This is a genomic window from Pleomorphomonas diazotrophica (genome assembly GCF_002844595.1).
Classification (GTDB): domain Bacteria; phylum Pseudomonadota; class Alphaproteobacteria; order Rhizobiales; family Pleomorphomonadaceae; genus Pleomorphomonas; species Pleomorphomonas diazotrophica.
Genome location: NZ_PJNW01000019.1, coordinates 55702 through 74740 on the forward strand (window position 1 = coordinate 55702; position 19039 = coordinate 74740).

Below are 19039 nucleotides of genomic sequence, written 5' to 3' on the forward strand. Positions count from 1 at the left end.
AGGGGACCATCATGAGGATCACCGTAGAGACCACCGTTGCCGCGCCGATCGCCGAGGTCTGGCGCGCCTATGTCAGCCCCGAGGACATCAAGGCGTGGAACGCCGCCTCCGACGACTGGCACACCACCACCGCCAGCGTCGATCTCCGCGAGGGCGGGGCCTTCTCCTCGCGCATGGAGGCGAAGGACGGCAGCCAGGGCTTCGACTTCGCCGGTACCTACACCAGGATCGTGCCGCAGAAGCGCATCGAATATGCCTTCGGCGATCGGACGGCCGAGGTGCTGTTCGAGGAGCGGCCCGAGGGCGTCCACGTCAGCGTCAGCTTCGACCCCGAGACCACCTATCCCCTGGAGTACCAGCGTGACGGCTGGCAGGCGATCCTCGACAATTTCGGCCGCCACGTGGAAGGACTGAAGGCATCATGATCACGCTCCTTGCCAGCATCGCGGTGATCCACCTTCTGGCGGTGGCCAGCCCCGGCCCGACGCTGATGGTGGTGATGAGCCAGTCGGTGGCCGGTTCGAGGCGCTCGGGCTTTCTGGTGGTGGTCGGCGTGGTGGCCGCCACTCTCGTCTGGTCGAGCGTGACGGCGGCCGGTCTCGGCGGCGTCGTCGCCCGCTTCGGCTGGCTGTATTTCGGGCTGAAGCTCGTCGGCGCCGCCTATCTCGCCTGGCTGGCCTGGGGGCTGCTGAAGGGCGTGTTCCAGCGCAAGGCGGTGGGCCTCGATACGTCGCGGCCGGTGCTGAGCGGGGCGGGCGCGCTGCGCGCCGGCTTCCTCACCACCATCGCCAACCCCAAGGTGGTCGCCTATTACGCCAGCCTGTTCGGCGTGATGATCCCGGCCGGAGCGGGCGGCGCGGTGTTCGCCGGCGCCGTCCTGACGGCGGCGCTTGTCTCCGCCCTCTGGTGGAGCGCCGTGGTGCTGCTGTTCGGCCTGCCGGCGGTGCGGAATGTGTATGCGAGGGCGCGGCGGTGGATGGACGCGGCGATGGGGGCGTTGCTCTTGGCGCTGGCGGGACGGTTGTTGTTCGGCCGGTGAGGGGGAGGGATATGGGGAGACCGATATCGGCCGGGTCGCCTCTTTCTGCCTGAGGTCCTGCGCCTTCGCACAGGATGACAAGAGAATTATATATATGAAACAAAGAGATAGCGAAGAATCCACCTTCCCATAGGTTGTCATCCTGCGCGAAGGCCTCTTGAATTCGCACGCGAATTCAAGGTGGACCTCAGGCAGAAAGGGGCGCTGTCGAGCATATCGCGCTCCACTTCCCCGAAGTGAGCGGATCGGCACCGAAAGAGAGCGATATCGCACCGAAAGAAGCGGTAGATGGTGCTAGGTTCCCGTCATCGGCAATTCGGCGCCGGCGACATGCCGGCCGAGCGGTGGCGGGAATGACGACATGATCAATCACGTGGTGGTCGGCTCGAATGACATCGAGCGCTCCCAGCGCTTCTACGACGCGGTGCTCGGTACGCTGGAGGCGGGGGAGGCGCTCAGGAACGTGGCGGCGAGCGGCCATGTCAGGTTGTTCTACCGGCATGGCGGCGGTTCCTTCTGCGTCAGCCAGCCGATCAACGGCGAACCGGCGACGCCGGCCAACGGCGGCACCATCGCCTTCCGCTGTTCGTCGCCCGAGGCCGTCAGGACCTTTCACGACGTGGCGGTCGCCCATGGCGGCACCTCCATCGAGGACCCGCCGGGCCTCCGACACAACCCGCTGGTCGGACCGGTGCACCTCGCCTATGTGCGCGACCCCGACGGCAACAAGCTCTGCGCCATCTGCCGGGTGGCGGCATGAGCGGCAAGGCGCTTCTGAGCCGGCCCGGCGTCGGCTTCACCGCCAGCGTCGCCCAGAGCTGCGACCTGCGCTTCAGCCGCATCGCCGTCGATCGTCCGACGCTGATCGTCATCGACTGGGGCACCAAGATCCTGCAGGCGCCGGCCGGGCGGTGGTCGATCGACGGCGGCGAGGCGGTCGCCATCGCCGGCGGCCAGACCTTCGACGTCACCAACCGCCTGTCGCCGCGCGGCCGCTATGGCGCGCGCTGGCTGGTGTGGGACCCCTCGGTTCTCGCCGACTTCGAGAGGGGCGTCGAGGGGGCGACGCTCACGGACGTGGCAGCGCTCGGCCCGCTCGATGTGGGCTTTGCGGCGGCCGTCGACCGGGCGATCGAGGCGATCGGCGAGCCGGAGCGCGTGCCCGAGGCGGTGGCGCGGCATCGGCTGACCGAGGTGCTCGTCTGGCTGTCGCTCCAGGGCGTCCGCTTCTCGTCGGCGGAGAGCCTCAGTTTTTCGGCCAGGGTACGGCGGCTCATCGAGGGCGCGGCCGATGCGCGCTGGACGGCGGCGGAGGTGGCACGGCGCCTCGCCGTCAGCGAAGCCACGCTGCGCCGGCGCCTTTCGGCGGAGGGAACGAGCCTCGGCGACCTCCTCGTCGACGTGCGCATGGCGCAGGGCCTGTTGCTGCTGCAATCCACCGATTTCCCGGTCAACCGCGTGGCGCTGGAGGTGGGCTATGAATCCGCCTCCCGCTTCGCCATCCGCTTCCGCGCCCGCTTCGGCTTCCCGCCGACCGCCATCCGGGGGCATGCGCGGGATGGTGTGGAGCGGGCAGCGCTCTTGTCGGTCGCGGGCTGAAGATTGACAAAATTTGCCAATTTCATACCCTACGAGCTGATCGGGAGTATCCAGCATGGCCACGATGAATGTCAGCTTGCCCACGGACATGGCCCAGTTCGTCGAGGACGAAGTCGAGGGCGGCGGTTATGCGTCGTCGAGCGAGGTGGTTCGCGAGGCGTTGCGCCTGCTTCAGCGCGACAAGGCGCTGGAGGCGGAGAGGCTTGCGATCCTGCGCCGCGAGATCGGCATCGGCCTCGCCGACGCGGCGGCGGGCCGCTTCTCGCAGAAGTCGGTGAAGGACATCGCCGATGAGGTGAGAAGGGATCACCTCGGCGAATGAGCCATGAACTCACCGCGGCCGCGGAGCGCGACATCCGCGAGATTCTCTCCGCGACGCTGACGATGTTCGGGACGCATCAGCTCGCGGCATACGCGGCCATCATCGAGAAAGGCATCGGCATGGTCGGGGAGGAGCCGGAAAGGGTCGGCTCCATCGACCGCTCGTCGATCGCGCCTGATGTCAGGCTGTTTCACCTTGAACTGGCGGCCGGCAGGCGGGGCGCCGCCGCCCATTGCCTCTATTGCACGACGGGCAGGCTGGCGAACGGGGAAGCCGGCGTCATCATACTCCGTGTCCTGCACGAGGGCATGGAGCCGCGCGGCAAGCTGCTGCGCGCTCTGGGCCGGCCGCCGACATGATCGGCTGGGGCGAATGGCGGGCCGACGCGGAAGTTGCGGGCCGGTAGAGGTGTTTGGAGCTTGATATGTGCCGGGTGCTCCATTCTGCCTGAGGTCCTGCGCGCAGGCGCAGGACCTCAGGCCCAAAGGGGCGGGACGGCCGATATGAGTCTCCGACCGAACCGGCGCTCTCCCCCTCACGACGCCTCGAGGCGATGCCGGGCGGCGTGGGCGAGGGCGCGGGCTTGTTCGGGTTGGAGCGGGCGGCCGAGGAGGTAGCCCTGGAGGTGGGTGCAGCCGCCGGCACCCAGCATCTCCGCCTGTTCCTCCGTCTCGACGCCCTCGGCGGTGCATTTGAGGCCGAGGGTGGAGGCCAGCGCCAGGATGGCCTGGATGATCGCCTGGCTCGACGACTTGTCGGCCAGCCCTTCGACGAAATAGCGGTCGACCTTGATGCGGTCGATCTGGAAGTCGATCAGGTAGCGCAGCGACGAGTAGCCGGTGCCGAAATCGTCGAGGGCGATGCTGATCTCAGAGCGCCGGAAGTCGGCGAGGATCGCCTGGGTCTCGACTTCCTTCTGAAGCAGCGTCGACTCGGTGATCTCCAGTTCCAGGCGGTGGTGCGGCAGGCCGGAGCGCTTCAGCGCGCGGTAGACCTGCGCCTCCACCGCGCCGTCGCGGAACTGCACCGGCGACAGGTTGACCGAGACGAACAGGCTGTCGGGCCATTGCATGGCGTCGGTGCAGGCTGTCTCCAGCACCCAGGCGCCCAAGCGGGCGATGAGGCCGGTCTCCTCGGCGACGGGAATGAACTGGTCCGGCCGCACCTCGCCGCGTGTCGGATGGGTCCAGCGCAAGAGGGCCTCGAAGCCGGCGAGGCGGCGACTGTCGGCCTCATAGATCGGCTGGTAGACCAGACGGAACTGCCTGAGCCTCCAGGCCTCCTCAAGGTCGGCCTGCAGCTCGCGGCGGGTTTCGGCGGCGGAGGCCAGTTCGTCGGAGAAGATGCGCGTGAGGCCGCGTCCGTCCGACTTGGCCTTGAACAGGGCGAGATCGGCCTTCTTGAGCAGGGAGACGAGGTCGGTGCCGTCCCTCGGGCAGAGCGAGATGCCGATGGAGCTGGAGATGCTGAGCTGGTGGCCCTCGATCAGGAAGGGCTCGCGGATGGCGGACACGATGATGTCGGCGATCCGCAAGGCGTTGCCGTCATCGAGGACACCCATGCAGATGATGGCGAACTCGTCGCCGCCGAGGCGGGCGATCCGGTCGTTGGGACCGAGGGTTTCGGACAGTCTCCGAGCGACGGCCACCAGGAGCTTGTCGCCGACGTCGTGGCCGAGCGTGTCGTTGATGGTCTTGAAATAGTCGAGGTCGGCGAAGCACAGCGCCAGCGGCGGAACGGCGCCGCTCTTGTTGAGGTCGTCGAGCCATTCGACGAAGCCGAAGCGGTTGGCGAGACCGGTCATCATGTCCGTTCGCGCCTGCATGTAGCGCAGGTTGGACTGCCGGCGATCGCGGCGAAGCTGGCGGCTCCACAGCGCGCTGAGCAGCACGATCACCGCGCAGACGACGAAGGAGGCGATGGCCAGCGGAATGACCGCCCGCCGGACCTCGTCATGGACGGTCGCAGCGGCGACGCCGACGACGATGGCGGCCGGGAAGTTGGCGAGGTGGCGGACGGCGGTGTAGCGCTCGCTGTCGCCGAGAACGCCGGCCGGCGCCAGCCCGCCGGCAAGCGGCAGGTCTTGGAGGGGTTTGGGGTCGTATCGCGGCGGGTTGGCCTCCGAACTCAGGTCGAAGGGGAGCGCCGGCGACTGGGCGAGCACGGTGCCGTCGTCGAGGATCAGCGCGATGACGCTGTCGGCGCCGACGTCGACGCGGGCCAGCCGGCTGGCAAAATAGCCCTGGTCGGATGCGGCGTTGACCACGCCGAGGAAGGCGCCCGACGACGTGGTAAGGCGGTGGGAGAGCACCAGATTGGGGCGGCCGCCGATCCGGCCGATGACGGGGCGGCTCAGATAGGTCGGCGGGCCGGCCATGCTCTGCATCGCCTTGAAATAGGGCCGGTCGCCGAAGCTCACGTCGGGCGCCGGCCAGACCCGGCTGGTCGCCAGAACCTTGCCGGTCTCGTCGACCATGGTGAGCGCATCGATATAGATGAGGCCCGACTTGCGGGCACGCAGCGCCTCGGTGGCCGGCTGGGTGGTCATGGCCGCCGACAGCATCGCCTTGTTCTCGATCCCCCGCGACTTGAGGAAATCGGACACCCCGATGAGGACCAGTTCCATCGCCTGGAAGGAATGGTTGATCTCGTCGGACATCACGTCGGCAATATTGGCCTGGATCTTGAGCTGCTTTTCGATCGCCGCGACGCTCAACTTGGAGGCCGCCGACACCGTGGCCGCTACGATGAACAGGATCAGAAGCGCATCGATGACCAGGATGACAACTTCAAGCGTTGAAATTGACGCTCGAGCAATGTCTTCCTTCTTTTCGATGTCGCGCAGCACTTAACGCCAAGCTCCATGTTGCGATGTGAGACTGTATTATCGAAGGCGTAACATTGCCATGCGGGATTGCCAGAGCGTTCGTCTTTAGCACCATCCGGACGACGCGGGCTGCCGGCTTCGTATTGCCGCATCCATGTGCCGGAAAAGGCTTCGTTGATCCTCACCAGAACTGCCATGACGACCATACTACAAAACTTCTCAAAGGGAAGTTTCATAGCGATTATTGCATCAATGACTGGTTACTACGCACTCGCACTGATGGTTGGTTGTTGTGAGGCGCCATCGGGCGGGCCCGCACCGAGGGGCGGGGCCGGTCGGCAAGACCGAAGGAGGATGGGAGGGTAGGGCGACGCCGCCGATGCCGGCTGACGGGCCGCCGGTTGGTCTCAGGAGCTGCCGTCGCGCGAGCAGACGCCCGGTCGGGAGGGAGAGGCGGGGCCGGGCGCTCCGCCTCGCGTGTCACGGCATCAAGCCAGTTCGCGAGGATGCTGGCATCAAGCCGTCACTGGACGACGTTGCCCATCCTGGCGGCCTGATCGGGCGCGACGGGGAAGCCGGCCTTCTTCAGCTCGGCGCGCGCCTCCTGGCTCGCCATGGACAGGAGGTAGGCGATGAACGGCAGATCGCAGCGCTGGGCCTGCTGCGCCATCTGCTCGGACAGGGTGGCGATATGGTGGAGCGTCTCCACCGGAGTTCTCGGAAGGTTCGACATGCCCGATCTCCTTTCGGCGTGGAAGCCGGCGATACACTGGCCCCATCGTCCGAACCAACCTTCGGTAGCAGATGAAGGTTCCCCCGCAAACCGAAATGTGATCAGCCGAGCGACCCGGAACGGGCCGTGATGGCGCATGGACGGGGTGAGGGGCACCTGGGCATGGCGAACCGCACAAGCCTGTCTGTAAGCTGGAAGTTGCGCGTCGTATCATCGCCGCCGGCCGCGATTCGAAAGCCATCGCGACGATTTGGAAGGGAACGGCCGGGACATGCCCACACGCGATCGGATTGGCAAGACGGTGGTTCAGGGCGTCGGGTCGTCCCGCCCCGGCGTGAGGTTCAAAAGGACCTCCCAGCGGGTCGGGGGGATTTGACGATGGCGGACAAGGCACCCCCGCGCGAAGGGGAAATCCTGCTCTACACCGGATCGGACGGCGGCGTTCGCCTTGAGGTGCTGTTCGAGGAGGAGAGTTTCTGGCTGACGCAGAAGCGGATGGCCGAACTCTTCGACGTGACGGTGCCAACGATCAACGAACATCTCAGAAACATATTCCGAACCACTGAGTTGGATGAGGATTCAGTTATTCGGAAATTCCGAATGACTGCCGACGACGGCAAGAGCTATCTGACGAGCTTCTACAATCTCGATGCCATCATTGCCGTCGGCTACCGAGTGAACAGCCGACAGGCAACGCAGTTCCGCATTTGGGCGACAAGCGTGTTGCGCGAATACATCATCAAGGGCTTCGCCATGGATGATGAGCGCTTGAAGGGAAACAAGCGGTTCGGCAAGGATTATTTCGACGAACTCCTTGAGCGCATCCGCGAGATACGTGCGAGCGAGCGCCGGTTTTACCTCAAGATCACCGATATCTACGAGCAGTGCAGCGTGGACTACCGGAAGGATGCGGAGATCACGCAGACCTTCTTCAAGACCGTCCAGAACAAGCTGCATTGGGCGATCACCGGCAAGACCGCGGCCGAAATCATCACGGATCGCGTCGATGCGGGGAAGCCGAACATCGGTCTTCAGACCTGGAAGAACGCGCCGGACGGCAAGATCCTGAAGTCAGACATGTCGGTCGCCAAGAACTATCTCCGGGAGGACGAGATCAAGGCTCTTGAGCGCATCGTGTCCATGTATCTCGACTATGCCGAGAACCAAGCCTCACGTGGAATAGTGATGAAGATGCAGGATTGGGTCCAAAAGCTCGACGCCTTCCTGACGTTCAACGAATACGACATCCTCAACCATGCCGGCAAGGTGTCGCACGAGGTCGCCAAGGCGTTGGCCGAGGACGAGTATGAAAAGTTCCGCGTGATCGCCGACCGGAGCTACGAAAGCGATTTCGAGCGTGCTGCGTCGCGCACCTTCGCCAACGCCAAGTCGGCGAGATCATCACGCGCCAGGAGGAAAGGCGAACCCGAATGACCCTGCCGCTCCCCAAGACCTGTGGGCAAGAGGCGGGCTTTGACAGGCATTGACGCGCGGTGGCGGTCAGGTAAATTTGCGTAGCTGCGTGACTGGCGGGACAGGATGGGCAACCATCGGGGAGCGCAGCGTTCGCTGCCGTCCGCCTGGGCTCCACCATGACAAAATGTGAGGCCCCATGGACGCCACGCCGCTCTTTCTCCTGACCTCGCTCGCCCTGGTGGGCAGCCCCGGACCCAACACCATGAGCCTCACGGCGATCGGCGGCGCCTATGGCACGCGGCGCGGCGTGCCGTACATGATCGGGCTCGACCTCGGCATGGTCGCGGTGGTGGCGCTGGTGGCCTCCGGCCTCTGGGCGGCGATCCTCGCCTTTCCCGGCATCGCGCCGACGGTGACGGTGGCGGCCAGCCTCTATCTCCTCTACCTCGCCTACAGGATCGCCACGGCGCCGCCCGTCTCCAACCGCGAGGCGCCCGGCCGCGCGCCGGGATTCTGGCCGGGGGTGCTGCTGTCGCTCACCAACCCCAAGGCCTACGTGGCGGTGGCGGCGGTGGTGTCGCGCTTCACGCTGCTGCCGGGGCGGCCGGTGGCCGACGAACTCCTGAAGGGCGGGCTGTTCCTCGCGCTGGTGGTGATCGTCAACGTTGCCTGGCTGGCGGCGGGCTCGCTGATCGCCCGCGTCGTGACCGACCCGAAGGTGGGACGGTGGGTCAACCTTGGCTTCGCGGGGGTGCTGGTGCTGTCGGTGCTGGCGGCGTTCCTGTAGGCCGCGCATCCGGGAACCAATCCGTCCGCGCAAGGTTGAGACGGCATGCCCCCGGACCCATGACCTTGGGCCGTGGCGGGCTGTCGTCGCGGACGTCACCGGATCGTCGCGCGTTCAGACCGTTGCGGAGCGTCGATCCCCTGTCGTCGCATCCGATTTTCCGAAGGGAAGCCAGCCATGCACGATCACCAGAGTTCCGGACACGACGGAATGGGCCGGCCCTACGTCCTGTTCGCCGTCAACATGGTCCTCAGCCTCGTCGTCATGTATTTCGTGATGTTCTCGATGATCGACGGCTGGCGCGACTTCCGAAACAACCTCAACATGCTCTACATGGCGCTGACGATGGTGGCGCCGATGGGCATCATCATGCTTGCCACCATGGGCGGCATGTACGCCAATCGAAAGCTGAACGCCGCCCTTCATCTGGGCCTGGTCCTCCTGTTCCTGGCCGCCTTCGCGGCTACCCGCACCCAGGCCGTCATCGGCGACCGCCAGTTCATCGCCTCGATGGTGCCCCATCATTCCGGTGCGATCCTGATGTGCCGGCAGGCGTCGCTCGACGATCCCGAGCTGATCGCGCTCTGCGCCGACATCTCGGCCGGCCAGCGCGCCGAGATCGAGCAGATGAACGCCATCCGCGCCCGCCTCGATCAGGGAGACCGGCAGGCCGAAGCGAACTGAGCGCGCTCGATAAAAGGCCAGCCATTATTTGTATCACATATATTGCGGCAACTCTTGTTCGTGATACATTAATTCAATGAAGATCACCTGCGATCCGAGCAAGCGGGCCGACACCCTCAGAGAGCGTGGGCTCGATTTTTACGACGCTGCCACGGTGTTCGCTGGGAAGACGCTGACCCTTGAGGACGACCGCTTCGACTATGGCGAGACCCGCTACCAAACCTACGGGGTGCTGGATGAGCGGGCCGTCATGATCGTTTGGACGCTGCGAGGAGACGCGCGACACATTATCTCGATGAGGCACTGCCATGACAAAGAGACCCGAAAAGTTCGAGAGCGCCTGGGTGGATCCGGATGACGCGCCCGAGTGGTCCGACGATGCCTTCGCCAGGGCCGAAGTTGCCGTTGGCGGCGAGGTGGTCAAGCCGGCCGAAGGCACCCTGACGCGTCGTCGTGGCAGGCCGAAACTCGACGCACCCAAGCGGCAGATTTCCGTGCGGCTCGATGCCGACGTGTTGCAAGGGCTGCGCGGTTTGGGAGCCGGCTGGCAGGGCGAAATGAATCGTGCGCTGCGCGAATGGCTGGAACGCCGTCGAGCGTGAGCCACTGGAAAGGGCGAGACGCCCCCTCGGGCGCCTTCGTTGCAGGTCCATATTATGGGTATACGTGCATAACCGACTATCGCGCCGGCGATCGGTGACCCATATTATGGGTGTATTCCCAAAACGGAGGCCGGATGGCGAGGCCGCAGAAGACCCGTACCGTCAGCGATGAGTTACCCGCCAGCTATTTCAAGCCGCAGGGCATCCCCCTGGTGTCGCTCAGCGAGATCGTGCTGACGCTCGATGGACGCGAGGCCTTGCGCCTCGTCGACGTCGAGGGGCTGGACCAGCAGGAAGCGGCGCAGCGGATGAACGTGTCGCGGTCGACGCTGTCGCGCATCCTCGCCGAGGCGCGGCGGACGACGGCCGCCGCCATCACGCGCGGGCTGGCCCTGCGCATCGAGGGCGGCGCCGTGACGCGGCCGCGTGACGGCGGCTGCGGGCACCGGCCGAAGGACACCGTGGATCTCGGGACTATGCCAGAGTTGAAAGACGAAGAGAGATCATGACCCTGCTTGCCGTTCCCTCCGACGCCCCCGGCGGCTTCGATGCCGACATTTCCGGCCATTTCGGCCATTGCGACGCCTTCTCGCTGTTCCGCATCGAGGCCGGCAAGGTGGTGGAGACGGCCATCCTGCCGGCCGCGCCGCATGACAACTGCCTCGCGCCGGTGCGGCAGCTCGCCGAGCGCGGCGTGACCGACATCGTCGTCTACGGCATGGGCCCCCGGCCGCTCTCGGGCTTCCTCGCCTCGGGCATCCAGCCGTTCCACGCCGGCGACCACCAGAAGGTGGGCGACGTGGTGGACGCCTTCCTGGGCAAGCGCCTCACAGCCTTCGGTGCCGATCATACCTGCGCCCATCATGGGGACGGCGAGGACTGCCACCACTGAGAGCCCGGCCTCAAACTCTACTGTGGCGGGCATCCCTGGCATTCGTCTGATCCGAAAAGTCTGCAACTTTTCGGGCGAATGCCTTAGCTTAGAGCTCTGCGCTTCCGGTGCTCGGCCTTCGCCGAAGCAGATGCCAATTGTAACCAGCCGTATCGCCGGCCTGCCGGCCGCGACGGCCGGATACAAAGCATCGGTATATTCGCGATTGCCAAAATATAGGTATGGGCAAACATGCCGCCATGATCGGCGAACGGCGTCGTACACGGCAACGGGCCGGAGCGTGCCGGCTGCCGTGGCTGGAGGCGATGATGACGGATATGACGAGCGGCCGGCAGTTCAGCTGGCGGGCCATGACATCGATGATGACCACCGGTGGCTTCCTGATCATGGGGGTCACCGGCCTGATGCTGTTCGCGACGCCCGAGGGGCGGCTCGCCTATTGGGTGGACTGGTCGCTGGGCGGCCTGACCAAGGAGGAATGGGGGGCGATCCACGTCACCTCCAGCCTGTTGTTCCTGATCGCCGGCTTCGTCCACCTGTGGTTCAACTGGCGGCAGTTCGTGGCCTATCTCCGCCACCGCATCCAGCGGAAGCTGTCGATCCGGCCCGAGGCGCCGGTGGCCACGGCCTTCCTCGCCGTGCTGGTGGCCGGCACCCTCTGGGGCGTGCCACCCTTCACCTGGGTGCTCGACTTGAGCGCCGCCATCAAGGCGTCGTGGTCGGTGGACGCCAGCCTGGAGCCGCCCTTCGGCCATGCCGAGGAAGCGACGCTCGACACAATGGCGCTGCGCACCGCGACGCCGGTAGGCGCCATTGTCGGCGCCATCCGCGAGGCGGGCTATACGGTGGAAACGACGGGCGACACGCTGCGGCGCCTTGCCGACCGCAACGGCATCAGCCCGGCCGAGATCTGGGTGGAGGTGGTGAAGCGGGTGCCCTCGGTGGTGCCGGCGCCGGTCGATGCCAGCGCCGCCTGGACGCCCGAGCTGGTCGACCAGCGCTTCGAGGGGGCGGGCTTCGGCGCCAAGACCATCGAAGAGGTGGCAAAGGAACTGGCGCTTTCGACCGACGAGGTGGTGGGGCGGCTCAAGGCGGCCGGCATCGCGGCCAAACCGGGCGACCGCCTGAAGGCGGCGGCCGAGGACGCCAAGGCGACGCCGACCGAGCTCCTCAAGGTGATCCTGGTGCCGGGCTTCAAGCTGCCCGAGTGAGAAAACGCGTCTGCCTCACGCGCCCTGTTCCGCCGTCTTTCGCGGGCAGGGGGCGTCGGGCAGGGCGAGGGACAATAGCGACAGGGCGATGATGACGGCGCCGAACACGGTGGCCGTCTCGACGAGGCCGACGTGGCGGGCGGCGTAACCGGCGATCATCGCCGGAACGGCGTTGGAAAGGTAGCTCTCGAAATAGAAGGCCGACATCAGCCCGGCACGCTCCTGCGGCGTCACCTTGGCGATGATGCTACGGGTGGCGCCCAGGAAGCCGGCGCCGAAGCCGATGCCGGAGACCACCGCGCCGGCCAAGAGCAGGGCCGGGCTTGCGAGATGGACGCCGCCGAGGATGATGGCCATGCCCAAGGCGCTGCCGAGGCCGCCAGCGAAGAGGCCGGCACTGGCCGTCCTGTTGCGATAGATCAGGATGGAAGCGCAGGCCGTGAAGGTGAGGGCAGCCACCGCGCCGCCGCCCAGCCAGGTGGCGCCGCCCTGGGAGATCTCGCGGATCAGCGACGGCATCAGCGACAGGAAGAAGCCACCGAGCGCCCAGGCGCCGATGTTGAGCGGCGCGACGCGCCAGAAGGCGCGGCGGGCGGCCTCGGGCACCTCGATGCGCGGGCGCGGCGACCACCTGGCCTCCGACAGCGAGGCGGCCGTTTCCGCCGACCGGAGGCTGCGGACGAGCTGGATGAGGAAGATGGCGATCAGCAGGACATAGACGAAGCGCAAGGGCAGCGGCGCGACTTGCGCCAGGAGGCCGGAGCCCAGCGCGCCGACGCCCATGCCGATCATCGGGGCGATGGAGTTGATGGTGGCGCCGGCCTTGTGATCGAGATCGAGCAGGGCGGCGGCGAGCGCTGTGGTGGCGAGCGCGGTCGCAAAGCCCTGGACGAGCCGGGCGGCAAGCAGCCAGCCGCCATCCTGCGCCACGAGGAACAGCGCCATGGAGAGGAGCTCGGCGCCAAGCGCCAGGGCGATCACCGGCCGCCGGCCCCAGTGGTTGGAGACGGCGCCGAAGAACAGCAGGGTGACGAGGAGCGCTGCCGCGTAGACGGCGAAGATGACGGTGATCATGAAGGGCGAGAAGCCCCAGGCCGCCTGATAGAGCGGGTAGAGTGGGCTTGGCGCGCTGGAGGCGGCGAGGAAGGCGACGAGGGTGACGGCATGAAGAGCCAGCCCCGCGCGCTTGCCGGCTTCGGCTTGAGTGTCTGGGCGGATGGTCATGGTCTGGCCTCTGTGGTAAAAGCAAAGAGTTTGCGTTTATACGCTTGCATGACTCTAAAAGCAAATTTTTTGCTTTAGTGGAGTCGTGGCCCATGGCTGGTTGGGAAATGGATCAAAAACAAGCGGTTATGGAAAAGCCTCAGGCGGCGCCCAGGCCGGGCGGCCGGGCCGCCCGCATTCAGGCGGCGGTGTTCAAGGCGGTGGACGAGCTGAAGCAGGCGGGCGAGGAGCTGACGGTGCCGGCCATCGCGGCGCGGGCGGGCGTGACGCCGTCGACCATCTATCGCCGCTGGGGTACACTCGCCGACCTTCTGTCGGATGTCGCGGTGCGGCATCTCCGGCCCGATGGCGAGCCGACCGACAGCGGCGACTGGCGGGCCGACCTCCGCTTGTGGCTCGAGCAATATGCCGAGGAGATGGCCTCCGAGCCCGGCCGCGCCATGATGCGCGACGTGCTCTCCGCCGACCGGGCCGCCAACGCCTGCACCTGTTCGGCCTATACCGGCCAGCAGCTCGACGTCATCCGCCAGCGGGCGCTCGCCCGTGGCGACACGCCGCCGGAGACGGCTGTGCTGATGGACCGGGTGATCGCGCCGGTGATCTACCGCATCCTATTCACCCACGAGGGCGCCGACGGGGATTACGTGGCAGGGCTGGTGGAGGGTGTGCTGGGAGAGGGGTGATCTTCCGGCGGTGAGTGATATGCTCGCGCTCCCCGATCCAGCATGAGGAGCGCCGAATGATCCACGAATTGCGCGTCTACACCTGCCTGCCCGGCAGGTTGCCGGCCCTGCAGCAGCGTTTCGAGACCAGGACGCTGGCGATCTGGGAGCGCCTCGGCATCCGCTCGCTCGGCTTCTGGACGACCATGACCGGCCCGTCCAACAACGATCTGACCTATCTCATCGAGTGGCAGTCGCTGGCGGAGCGCGAGCAGAAGTGGGCGACGTTCATGGCCGATCCCGAGTGGCAGCAAGCCAAGGAGACGAGCGAGGCGGATGGACCGATCGTCGCCAACATCGCGAGTTCGTTCCTCCAGCCGACGCGCTTTTTCCAAGGCTTCTCCAAGCCGTCGGAATGAACGCACGCAACTGGATCGCCTCCTGTTCACCCGCGAGGGAGCGGATGGGGAGTATGTGGCGAGGCTGGTGGAGCGTGTGCCGGGGAGGAGGCGGGGTGATGGTAGGGAGGCCGATATCAGCCGAGAGTTTCATCCTGCCTGAGGTCTACCTTGAATTCACACGTGAATTCAAGCGGCCTGCGCGGGGATGACAGGCTATCTATATGTTTCTTTTATATAAATCTGTCCTCCCCGCGCAGGCGGGGACCTCAGGCAGAAAGAGGCGAGGGGGATATATGAGGCTCCGGGGTGCCAAACGACTGAGCGGGACTGCGTCGTTCACATGACCGACGCCCATAACGCCCCGCTTCGCCGGGCCGCCAAGATCGTGGCGCTCCTCAACCTCGGCTATTTCGGGGTGGAGTTCGCGGTGGCCGTGGCCATCGGATCGGTGTCGTTGTTCGCCGATTCCATCGACTTCCTTGAGGATACGTCGATCAACCTCCTGATCGTGCTGGCGCTCGGCTGGTCTGCCATCGCCCGCAGCCGGGTGGGCATGGCGCTCTCCGCGATCATCCTGGTGCCGGGCCTCGCCACGCTGTGGACCGCCTGGGAGAAATTCATGACCCCGGTGGCGCCGGAGCCGCTGGCGCTGTCGCTCGCCGGCCTCGGGGCGCTCGCCGTCAACTTGGGATGCGCGCTGCTGCTCGCCCGGGTGCGCCACCACGGCGGCAGCCTGGGCAAGGCGGCTTTCCTGTCGGCCCGCAACGACGCACTCGCCAATGTGGCGATCGTCGCCGCCGGCCTCGTCACCGCCTTCCTGTGGCGCTCGGCCTGGCCCGACCTGATCGTCGGCCTCGCCATTGCGGCGATCAACGCCGACGCGGCGCATGAGGTGTGGGAAGCGGCCCGCGAGGAGGGGAAGGCGGGGTGAGGGGATCTTTACGTCGGAAAGCTTAGGCCCGCTTCAGCCTTTCCACCTCCTCGGGTTGTTGGCCGAGCAAGCGGAATAGGTTTACGACGGCACCGGCTAGTAACTGGCGTCGGTCAGCGATTTCCTGATCATGTCGTAGTTCTTCCGGGCCTGCTTGTAGGTCAGGGCCGAGCTGGAGATGGTGATGAGACCGTGCCTGCCGTCCGGCAGGCGCTTGTACAGGTAGCCGCTGTGAAACATATCGGCCTTCGAGCCCTTGATCGAGGCCGGCCGCCAGTGGGTGGGGCGACCGTTGCTGTCGATGGCGTTCGGATATTCGCAGGACTCTTCTTTGCCGATGCGCCGGCAGGTGATCGGCAGGCGCGGCTCCTTTTGCGCTGAACGGATCTCGGCCTCGGTGGGCGCCGGTGCGGCGTGCAACTGGTAGCTGACGATCGAGCCTTCGCCGCAGATCCGAGGCGCCGCGCAGGTATAGCGAAATGTCCCGTCATCATCATTCATCTGGAACAACCAGCCGGGAAACTGGGTCGACGGGTCCGGGTGATCCCAGCCGGCGGCGGCCGGGAGGGGCAGGCTGGCAAGGCAGAGGAACATGGCGGCGGCGGCAAATTTTCGCATGTCATACCCTAGGGCTGGCGGGGCGTGTGGTGTGGGATATGTGTAACCAGTGATGGTGCCGAAATCCACCCTCGACGTTGGTTGGCGATGGGCCTGGAGCACCCGTCAGAGGTGGGCGAGGATGTTGACCAGCCGCCCCAACGGATCGCGCAGGAAGAAGCGGCGCACGCCCCAGGGCTCGGTGACCGGGCCATAGTCCGCGGTGAAGCCGGCGGCAAGGATGCGGCGATAGGTCTCGTCGATGTCGTCCACCTCGATGGAGAGATCGGGCACCGGCGTGCCGGAGCCGCCCTCGGTGGCGAAGCTGATCTGCGGCGCGGCCGTTCCTTCGCCGGTCAGGGTGATGATCCAGCCATGGTCCATGGCCAGCGTCATGCCCAGCACATTGCCATAGAAGGCCTTGGCGGCGTCCAGCTTGTCGGTGGCGATATTGGCGACGATGCGTTTCACGGCCATGGCGGACGGCTCCCTTCCGGCGAGAACATAACAGATCGGCATGCCAGCGTGGCGATGCGGCCGGCAAGGCAGTCTGGCGCATTGCCTGGGAACCTTACGGCTCGACCGGCGATTGTCCCTTCAGGAGCGCCGAGCGACAGGCCCGGCGCCGGCAGGGAGGAGAGACCGCAATGCTGGACATCCTGTTGCGCACGGTGCTGAGGAGCCGCCGCCGTCGTGGCGGACGCCGCGGCCTGAAGTGGCTGCTCATCTGGACGGCCGTGGCGGTCCTGGCCGGCCCGGCCATCGGCAAGATCATGGACGAGCAGGGGAAATAGGCGGCGCAGCCTAGGGGCGAACCTCGTTGCCATCCGTGTAGCCCGGCAAGCCTGCCGCGGCCTCGAGGAAGGCCTTGGTGATCTCGGTGACGGTGAAGCGGCGGTCCCACAGCTCCGACGCCAGCAAATAGGCGGCCTCGGAGAGGATGGGCGTTTCCGGCTGCGGATTTTCGTCGTGAAGGCGCCTCAGCGCCGTGGCGAACTCATGGACCGAGTCGTGGAGGGCTGCCCGCCACGCATCCCTGTCGGCCTGATCGCTCGTGTCCGTCATGTTCGTTCCTCCGGGGGCAAGGCTTGGGGCAACCATATCGGCATAACTTGCGATCGCGTCAGGCGTTCCATCCTGGAATGGTGGCACGCAGCGGGAGCAGGTGAAGCACCGGGGCGAGGTGCGTTCTCCTTCCCATCAAGTGCATGTCGGCGACCAAGGTTGCGGGTGCGCCCGGTTTCGGAGGGTGTTACAGAGGCAAGACAACTCTCGTTTGCAGATTGCCGATGACCGACCTTCCGGCTTCCGAAGCCAAGCGCCGACTTTCGCCGAAGTGGGTTCTGAGTGTGTTCGGCATGCTGACGGCATTCGGGCTGCTGGCCATGTTCGAGTTTCTGTCCGGTCGTCCGTTTCTGCCTTCGCCGGCATGGGTTGCCTACGCCCGGGGACCAGCATGGATTGCCGGGCTAGCGTCTTTCGCCTGCATGCTCTGGGTTTTCCGTCGTTACGACAAGAAGAACGTCTTTCATTTCAGGGATGAGGTCGTAGAGATCGGCCATCTGTTCGGTAGTTTGATTCTATTGGCTCTCTACTTTGGTTTCGGCTATATGGCCGCCCAGAAAATTCCCCCGATGTTCGACGCGATACTGACGGGACATCGGGTGGAAATGACCTTGACGGTTGAATACACTATGCCTTGGGAGAGCAAATACTGCGGGCGCGAGGTGACGTTCGTGGAATTGCCGTTGGGCGCCAGCAGCATCTGTGGCGTCAGAAAAGACTTGCTCGACACATTCAAGCCCGGCAGCAAGATTGTGGTGTCCGGCAGGGGTACGGCGTGGGGCGTGTTTGCCGATCGTCTGCGTCTTGTCGAGGACGAGGAATGAGGAACCTCGGCCTGATGGCGCTGGTGGTCGCAGTTGTTTCGTTCCTCCTCTTCGGCAATCCCTTGGCGTTGGCCGTCTTGGTGTTTGTTCCCTTCAACCGGCTGGCGGCTCCGCAGTGGCCTTGCTGCTGGTTGCAGCCGCGGTCTTGGCTGGCGGGATCTCGTTGGCCGTCAGTCGCATCTTCGCAACGCGGCGTTATGTCATGCCCCTGTTCGCCGGCCTGTGGCTGGCCTTGTCAGTTGGTCTAGTGGGATTCTACGCGGAGTATCTGCGGACGCTTAAGGTCGCCGAGTTCCGTCCCGACGTTTACGTCGAGAACTCGTTCTTTCGCTCCCTTCATAACGCGCCGGCCGAGTTTCAGTTCTTCGCCCACGCCGTCGCTGTCCGGGATTGCAAACTCTACGCCTGGAGTTACCGAGAGATGGCGTTTTACGAAGTGCCTGAGACCGTCACACTGGATGACCCGGCGTATGAATGGCCGGAAGGCTGCCGGAGCCGAACAGGCTTCGGCCGTGTTGCCGGCAGCCTTACGCCCTCTTCAGCCTCTCCAACTCCTCCGGATGGCGGTCGAGAAGGCGGAGCAGATTGACGACGGCGGGCGCGGGAACGACCTTGCCCGTCTCGTAGCGCGAGAAGGCGTTGTGGCCGCCGCCGGTGAGCAGCGAGACTTCCTTGCACGGTCAACCTCGATCCTTCACAAGCCGAACAAGCGCGCCGATGGTATCGTGTTGTTTTCCCGAGCGGGACATACAGCTCGGCGGTGGCAGATTGTCATGAAGTTGCTCCCGAGCGGGAAATCTCGCGGCAGTCAGTGCGACTGCCTGGGAGGCTCAACATCGGCGCCACCGCAGCGCACCGAAACGCAACCATCGGTCGGGCTGATGGAACCGGCAGGGCCTCTCCGGAATTTGCTTAGGGTGGATCGGTATTTCTCGCGGGGATTTTTCCTCTCCGCATCCCTCAGCCAAGGAGGCCGCACATGACACTCGGCACAATCCTGATCATCGTCCTCGTCATCATTCTGCTCGGCGCGCTGCCGACCTGGCCCTATTCCTCGCGCTGGGGTTACGGCCCCTCCGGCGGTCTCGGCCTGATCTTGCTGATCATCGTGATCCTGATGCTGATGGGCCGAATATAGCGTCTCGCTGTCCGGCATTCGCCGACTGGACGATTACGCCGCCGCGATGGAAAGACCATCGCGGCGGTTCCTCATTGATGCCCTG

At 65.5% G+C, this 19039-nt stretch carries 28 protein-coding genes and 1 riboswitch; of the genes, 21 read left to right on the plus strand and 7 right to left on the minus strand.

The features are described 5' to 3' along the window. Positions 1-11 precede the first annotated feature (11 nt). The 6 genes from CXZ10_RS20215 (at position 12) to CXZ10_RS20240 (ending at position 3319) form a co-directional block, all read left to right on the plus strand. The gene (locus CXZ10_RS20215; RefSeq protein WP_101291181.1) at positions 12-425 is read left to right on the plus strand and encodes an SRPBCC family protein; all 414 of its coding nucleotides are present in this window, start codon (positions 12-14) and stop codon (positions 423-425) included. Then, a complete protein-coding gene (locus CXZ10_RS20220; RefSeq protein WP_101291182.1) occupies positions 422-1039 on the plus strand; it encodes a LysE family transporter in 618 nt (205 codons plus the stop codon). The genes CXZ10_RS20215 and CXZ10_RS20220 overlap by 4 nt, the downstream gene beginning before the upstream one ends. Before the next feature lie 361 nt (positions 1040-1400). Beyond that, entirely contained in the window at positions 1401-1799 is a 399-nt protein-coding gene (locus CXZ10_RS20225) for a VOC family protein (protein WP_101291183.1), read from the plus strand. Further along, on the plus strand, positions 1796-2638 hold the full coding sequence (locus tag CXZ10_RS20230; protein ID WP_101291184.1) for a helix-turn-helix transcriptional regulator: 843 nt from the start codon (positions 1796-1798) through the stop codon (positions 2636-2638). Before CXZ10_RS20225 ends, CXZ10_RS20230 begins: the two co-directional genes overlap by 4 nt. A gap of 55 nt (positions 2639-2693) precedes the next feature. After that, positions 2694-2960 (plus strand): type II toxin-antitoxin system ParD family antitoxin, encoded by a 267-nt coding sequence (locus CXZ10_RS20235; RefSeq protein ID WP_101291185.1) that lies wholly within the window; start codon positions 2694-2696, stop codon positions 2958-2960. Then, entirely contained in the window at positions 2957-3319 is a 363-nt protein-coding gene (locus CXZ10_RS20240) for a type II toxin-antitoxin system RelE/ParE family toxin (RefSeq protein WP_143741577.1), read from the plus strand. Before CXZ10_RS20235 ends, CXZ10_RS20240 begins: the two co-directional genes overlap by 4 nt. A gap of 176 nt (positions 3320-3495) precedes the next feature. Here CXZ10_RS20240 and CXZ10_RS20245 read toward each other — a convergent pair whose 3' ends face one another. After that, a complete protein-coding gene (locus CXZ10_RS20245; RefSeq protein WP_101291186.1) occupies positions 3496-5808 on the minus strand; it encodes a putative bifunctional diguanylate cyclase/phosphodiesterase in 2313 nt (770 codons plus the stop codon). A 502-nt stretch (positions 5809-6310) separates the two neighbouring features. Further along, a complete protein-coding gene (locus CXZ10_RS20250) occupies positions 6311-6520 on the minus strand; it encodes a hypothetical protein (protein ID WP_101291187.1) in 210 nt (69 codons plus the stop codon). 162 nt (positions 6521-6682) lie between these two features. Between CXZ10_RS20250 and CXZ10_RS20255 the strand changes: the two genes are divergently transcribed. The 8 genes from CXZ10_RS20255 to CXZ10_RS20290 all read left to right on the plus strand — a co-directional run bounded on the left by CXZ10_RS20255 (position 6683) and on the right by CXZ10_RS20290 (position 12112). Beyond that, positions 6683-7954 (plus strand): virulence RhuM family protein, encoded by a 1272-nt coding sequence (locus CXZ10_RS20255; protein ID WP_244617237.1) that lies wholly within the window; start codon positions 6683-6685, stop codon positions 7952-7954. Between the two features lie 78 nt (positions 7955-8032). Then, positions 8033-8113, plus strand: a riboswitch (ZMP/ZTP riboswitch). A 19-nt stretch (positions 8114-8132) separates the two neighbouring features. Further along, positions 8133-8723: a LysE family translocator gene (locus CXZ10_RS20260; protein WP_101291189.1), complete on the plus strand. Its 591-nt coding sequence runs from the start codon at positions 8133-8135 to the stop codon at positions 8721-8723. 177 nt (positions 8724-8900) lie between these two features. Continuing rightward, complete coding sequence (locus tag CXZ10_RS20265; RefSeq protein WP_101291190.1) at positions 8901-9407, plus strand: DUF305 domain-containing protein; 507 nt, start codon at positions 8901-8903, stop codon at positions 9405-9407. Between the two features lie 76 nt (positions 9408-9483). Then, entirely contained in the window at positions 9484-9765 is a 282-nt protein-coding gene (locus tag CXZ10_RS20270; protein ID WP_101291191.1) for a BrnT family toxin, read from the plus strand. After that, positions 9716-10009, plus strand: a complete 294-nt coding sequence (locus CXZ10_RS20275) for a BrnA antitoxin family protein (RefSeq protein ID WP_101291192.1) — start codon at positions 9716-9718, stop codon at positions 10007-10009. Before CXZ10_RS20270 ends, CXZ10_RS20275 begins: the two co-directional genes overlap by 50 nt. Before the next feature lie 134 nt (positions 10010-10143). Then, a complete protein-coding gene (locus tag CXZ10_RS20280) occupies positions 10144-10518 on the plus strand; it encodes a DUF134 domain-containing protein (RefSeq protein WP_101291193.1) in 375 nt (124 codons plus the stop codon). Further along, on the plus strand, positions 10515-10901 hold the full coding sequence (locus tag CXZ10_RS20285) for a NifB/NifX family molybdenum-iron cluster-binding protein (RefSeq protein WP_101291194.1): 387 nt from the start codon (positions 10515-10517) through the stop codon (positions 10899-10901). The genes CXZ10_RS20280 and CXZ10_RS20285 overlap by 4 nt, the downstream gene beginning before the upstream one ends. 308 nt (positions 10902-11209) lie before the next feature. Beyond that, positions 11210-12112 carry a DUF4405 domain-containing protein gene (locus CXZ10_RS20290; protein ID WP_180336104.1) on the plus strand — a complete coding sequence of 301 codons (903 nt, stop codon included), beginning with the start codon at positions 11210-11212 and terminating at the stop codon, positions 12110-12112. A gap of 15 nt (positions 12113-12127) precedes the next feature. Here CXZ10_RS20290 and CXZ10_RS20295 read toward each other — a convergent pair whose 3' ends face one another. Then, a complete protein-coding gene (locus tag CXZ10_RS20295; RefSeq protein WP_101291196.1) occupies positions 12128-13336 on the minus strand; it encodes an MFS transporter in 1209 nt (402 codons plus the stop codon). Between the two features lie 128 nt (positions 13337-13464). Between CXZ10_RS20295 and CXZ10_RS20300 the strand changes: the two genes are divergently transcribed. The 3 genes from CXZ10_RS20300 to CXZ10_RS20310 all read left to right on the plus strand — a co-directional run bounded on the left by CXZ10_RS20300 (position 13465) and on the right by CXZ10_RS20310 (position 15330). Next, positions 13465-14019, plus strand: coding sequence for a TetR/AcrR family transcriptional regulator (locus CXZ10_RS20300; RefSeq protein WP_101291197.1), 555 nt, complete (start codon positions 13465-13467; stop codon positions 14017-14019). 56 nt (positions 14020-14075) lie between these two features. Next, a complete protein-coding gene (locus CXZ10_RS20305; RefSeq protein WP_101291198.1) occupies positions 14076-14417 on the plus strand; it encodes an NIPSNAP family protein in 342 nt (113 codons plus the stop codon). 322 nt (positions 14418-14739) lie between these two features. After that, a complete protein-coding gene (locus CXZ10_RS20310; protein WP_101291199.1) occupies positions 14740-15330 on the plus strand; it encodes a cation efflux transmembrane domain-containing protein in 591 nt (196 codons plus the stop codon). Positions 15331-15426: 96 nt separating this feature from the next. Here the strand turns inward: CXZ10_RS20310 and CXZ10_RS20315 are convergent, their stop codons facing one another. Both CXZ10_RS20315 and CXZ10_RS20320 read right to left on the minus strand, forming a co-directional pair. Continuing rightward, positions 15427-15948 (minus strand): hypothetical protein, encoded by a 522-nt coding sequence (locus CXZ10_RS20315; RefSeq protein WP_143741578.1) that lies wholly within the window; start codon positions 15946-15948, stop codon positions 15427-15429. Positions 15949-16053: 105 nt separating this feature from the next. Beyond that, positions 16054-16404, minus strand: coding sequence for a VOC family protein (locus tag CXZ10_RS20320; RefSeq protein ID WP_101291201.1), 351 nt, complete (start codon positions 16402-16404; stop codon positions 16054-16056). Between the two features lie 170 nt (positions 16405-16574). Between CXZ10_RS20320 and CXZ10_RS21650 the strand changes: the two genes are divergently transcribed. Beyond that, on the plus strand, positions 16575-16721 hold the full coding sequence (locus CXZ10_RS21650; protein WP_180336105.1) for a hypothetical protein: 147 nt from the start codon (positions 16575-16577) through the stop codon (positions 16719-16721). Between the two features lie 10 nt (positions 16722-16731). Here CXZ10_RS21650 and CXZ10_RS20325 read toward each other — a convergent pair whose 3' ends face one another. Then, positions 16732-16992 carry a hypothetical protein gene (locus CXZ10_RS20325; protein WP_101291202.1) on the minus strand — a complete coding sequence of 87 codons (261 nt, stop codon included), beginning with the start codon at positions 16990-16992 and terminating at the stop codon, positions 16732-16734. Between the two features lie 224 nt (positions 16993-17216). Between CXZ10_RS20325 and CXZ10_RS20330 the strand changes: the two genes are divergently transcribed. Further along, positions 17217-17816, plus strand: coding sequence for a hypothetical protein (locus tag CXZ10_RS20330; RefSeq protein ID WP_101291203.1), 600 nt, complete (start codon positions 17217-17219; stop codon positions 17814-17816). Between the two features lie 115 nt (positions 17817-17931). Then, positions 17932-18405: a hypothetical protein gene (locus tag CXZ10_RS20335; RefSeq protein WP_101291204.1), complete on the plus strand. Its 474-nt coding sequence runs from the start codon at positions 17932-17934 to the stop codon at positions 18403-18405. On the opposite strand, the gene CXZ10_RS20340 is transcribed toward CXZ10_RS20335, so the two are convergent. Beyond that, positions 18344-18478: a type II toxin-antitoxin system MqsA family antitoxin gene (locus CXZ10_RS20340; RefSeq protein ID WP_101291234.1), complete on the minus strand. Its 135-nt coding sequence runs from the start codon at positions 18476-18478 to the stop codon at positions 18344-18346. The genes CXZ10_RS20335 and CXZ10_RS20340 overlap by 62 nt on opposite strands. A gap of 317 nt (positions 18479-18795) precedes the next feature. Between CXZ10_RS20340 and CXZ10_RS20345 the strand changes: the two genes are divergently transcribed. Further along, positions 18796-18954, plus strand: a complete 159-nt coding sequence (locus CXZ10_RS20345; RefSeq protein ID WP_101291205.1) for a DUF3309 family protein — start codon at positions 18796-18798, stop codon at positions 18952-18954. The last annotated feature ends 85 nt before the right edge of the window (positions 18955-19039 follow it).

What these genes read in the sequence shown, in the direction of transcription:
- CXZ10_RS20215 (WP_101291181.1), top strand. Translation starts at nt 12, where the DNA reads ATGAGGATCACCGTAGAGACCACCGTTGCCGCGCCGATCGCCGAGGTC.
- CXZ10_RS20220 (WP_101291182.1), top strand. Translation starts at nt 422, where the DNA reads ATGATCACGCTCCTTGCCAGCATCGCGGTGATCCACCTTCTGGCGGTG.
- CXZ10_RS20225 (WP_101291183.1), top strand. Translation starts at nt 1,401, where the DNA reads ATGATCAATCACGTGGTGGTCGGCTCGAATGACATCGAGCGCTCCCAG.
- CXZ10_RS20230 (WP_101291184.1), top strand. Translation starts at nt 1,796, where the DNA reads ATGAGCGGCAAGGCGCTTCTGAGCCGGCCCGGCGTCGGCTTCACCGCC.
- CXZ10_RS20235 (WP_101291185.1), top strand. Translation starts at nt 2,694, where the DNA reads ATGGCCACGATGAATGTCAGCTTGCCCACGGACATGGCCCAGTTCGTC.
- CXZ10_RS20240 (WP_143741577.1), top strand. Translation starts at nt 2,957, where the DNA reads ATGAGCCATGAACTCACCGCGGCCGCGGAGCGCGACATCCGCGAGATT.
- CXZ10_RS20250 (WP_101291187.1), bottom strand. Translation starts at nt 6,520, where the DNA reads ATGTCGAACCTTCCGAGAACTCCGGTGGAGACGCTCCACCATATCGCC.
- CXZ10_RS20255 (WP_244617237.1), top strand. Translation starts at nt 6,683, where the DNA reads ATGGCGAACCGCACAAGCCTGTCTGTAAGCTGGAAGTTGCGCGTCGTA.
- CXZ10_RS20260 (WP_101291189.1), top strand. Translation starts at nt 8,133, where the DNA reads ATGGACGCCACGCCGCTCTTTCTCCTGACCTCGCTCGCCCTGGTGGGC.
- CXZ10_RS20265 (WP_101291190.1), top strand. Translation starts at nt 8,901, where the DNA reads ATGCACGATCACCAGAGTTCCGGACACGACGGAATGGGCCGGCCCTAC.
- CXZ10_RS20270 (WP_101291191.1), top strand. Translation starts at nt 9,484, where the DNA reads ATGAAGATCACCTGCGATCCGAGCAAGCGGGCCGACACCCTCAGAGAG.
- CXZ10_RS20275 (WP_101291192.1), top strand. Translation starts at nt 9,716, where the DNA reads ATGACAAAGAGACCCGAAAAGTTCGAGAGCGCCTGGGTGGATCCGGAT.
- CXZ10_RS20280 (WP_101291193.1), top strand. Translation starts at nt 10,144, where the DNA reads ATGGCGAGGCCGCAGAAGACCCGTACCGTCAGCGATGAGTTACCCGCC.
- CXZ10_RS20285 (WP_101291194.1), top strand. Translation starts at nt 10,515, where the DNA reads ATGACCCTGCTTGCCGTTCCCTCCGACGCCCCCGGCGGCTTCGATGCC.
- CXZ10_RS20290 (WP_180336104.1), top strand. Translation starts at nt 11,210, where the DNA reads ATGACGGATATGACGAGCGGCCGGCAGTTCAGCTGGCGGGCCATGACA.
- CXZ10_RS20295 (WP_101291196.1), bottom strand. Translation starts at nt 13,336, where the DNA reads ATGACCATCCGCCCAGACACTCAAGCCGAAGCCGGCAAGCGCGCGGGG.
- CXZ10_RS20300 (WP_101291197.1), top strand. Translation starts at nt 13,465, where the DNA reads ATGGAAAAGCCTCAGGCGGCGCCCAGGCCGGGCGGCCGGGCCGCCCGC.
- CXZ10_RS20305 (WP_101291198.1), top strand. Translation starts at nt 14,076, where the DNA reads ATGATCCACGAATTGCGCGTCTACACCTGCCTGCCCGGCAGGTTGCCG.
- CXZ10_RS20310 (WP_101291199.1), top strand. Translation starts at nt 14,740, where the DNA reads ATGACCGACGCCCATAACGCCCCGCTTCGCCGGGCCGCCAAGATCGTG.
- CXZ10_RS20315 (WP_143741578.1), bottom strand. Translation starts at nt 15,948, where the DNA reads ATGCGAAAATTTGCCGCCGCCGCCATGTTCCTCTGCCTTGCCAGCCTG.
- CXZ10_RS20320 (WP_101291201.1), bottom strand. Translation starts at nt 16,404, where the DNA reads ATGGCCGTGAAACGCATCGTCGCCAATATCGCCACCGACAAGCTGGAC.
- CXZ10_RS21650 (WP_180336105.1), top strand. Translation starts at nt 16,575, where the DNA reads ATGCTGGACATCCTGTTGCGCACGGTGCTGAGGAGCCGCCGCCGTCGT.
- CXZ10_RS20325 (WP_101291202.1), bottom strand. Translation starts at nt 16,992, where the DNA reads ATGACGGACACGAGCGATCAGGCCGACAGGGATGCGTGGCGGGCAGCC.
- CXZ10_RS20330 (WP_101291203.1), top strand. Translation starts at nt 17,217, where the DNA reads ATGACCGACCTTCCGGCTTCCGAAGCCAAGCGCCGACTTTCGCCGAAG.
- CXZ10_RS20345 (WP_101291205.1), top strand. Translation starts at nt 18,796, where the DNA reads ATGACACTCGGCACAATCCTGATCATCGTCCTCGTCATCATTCTGCTC.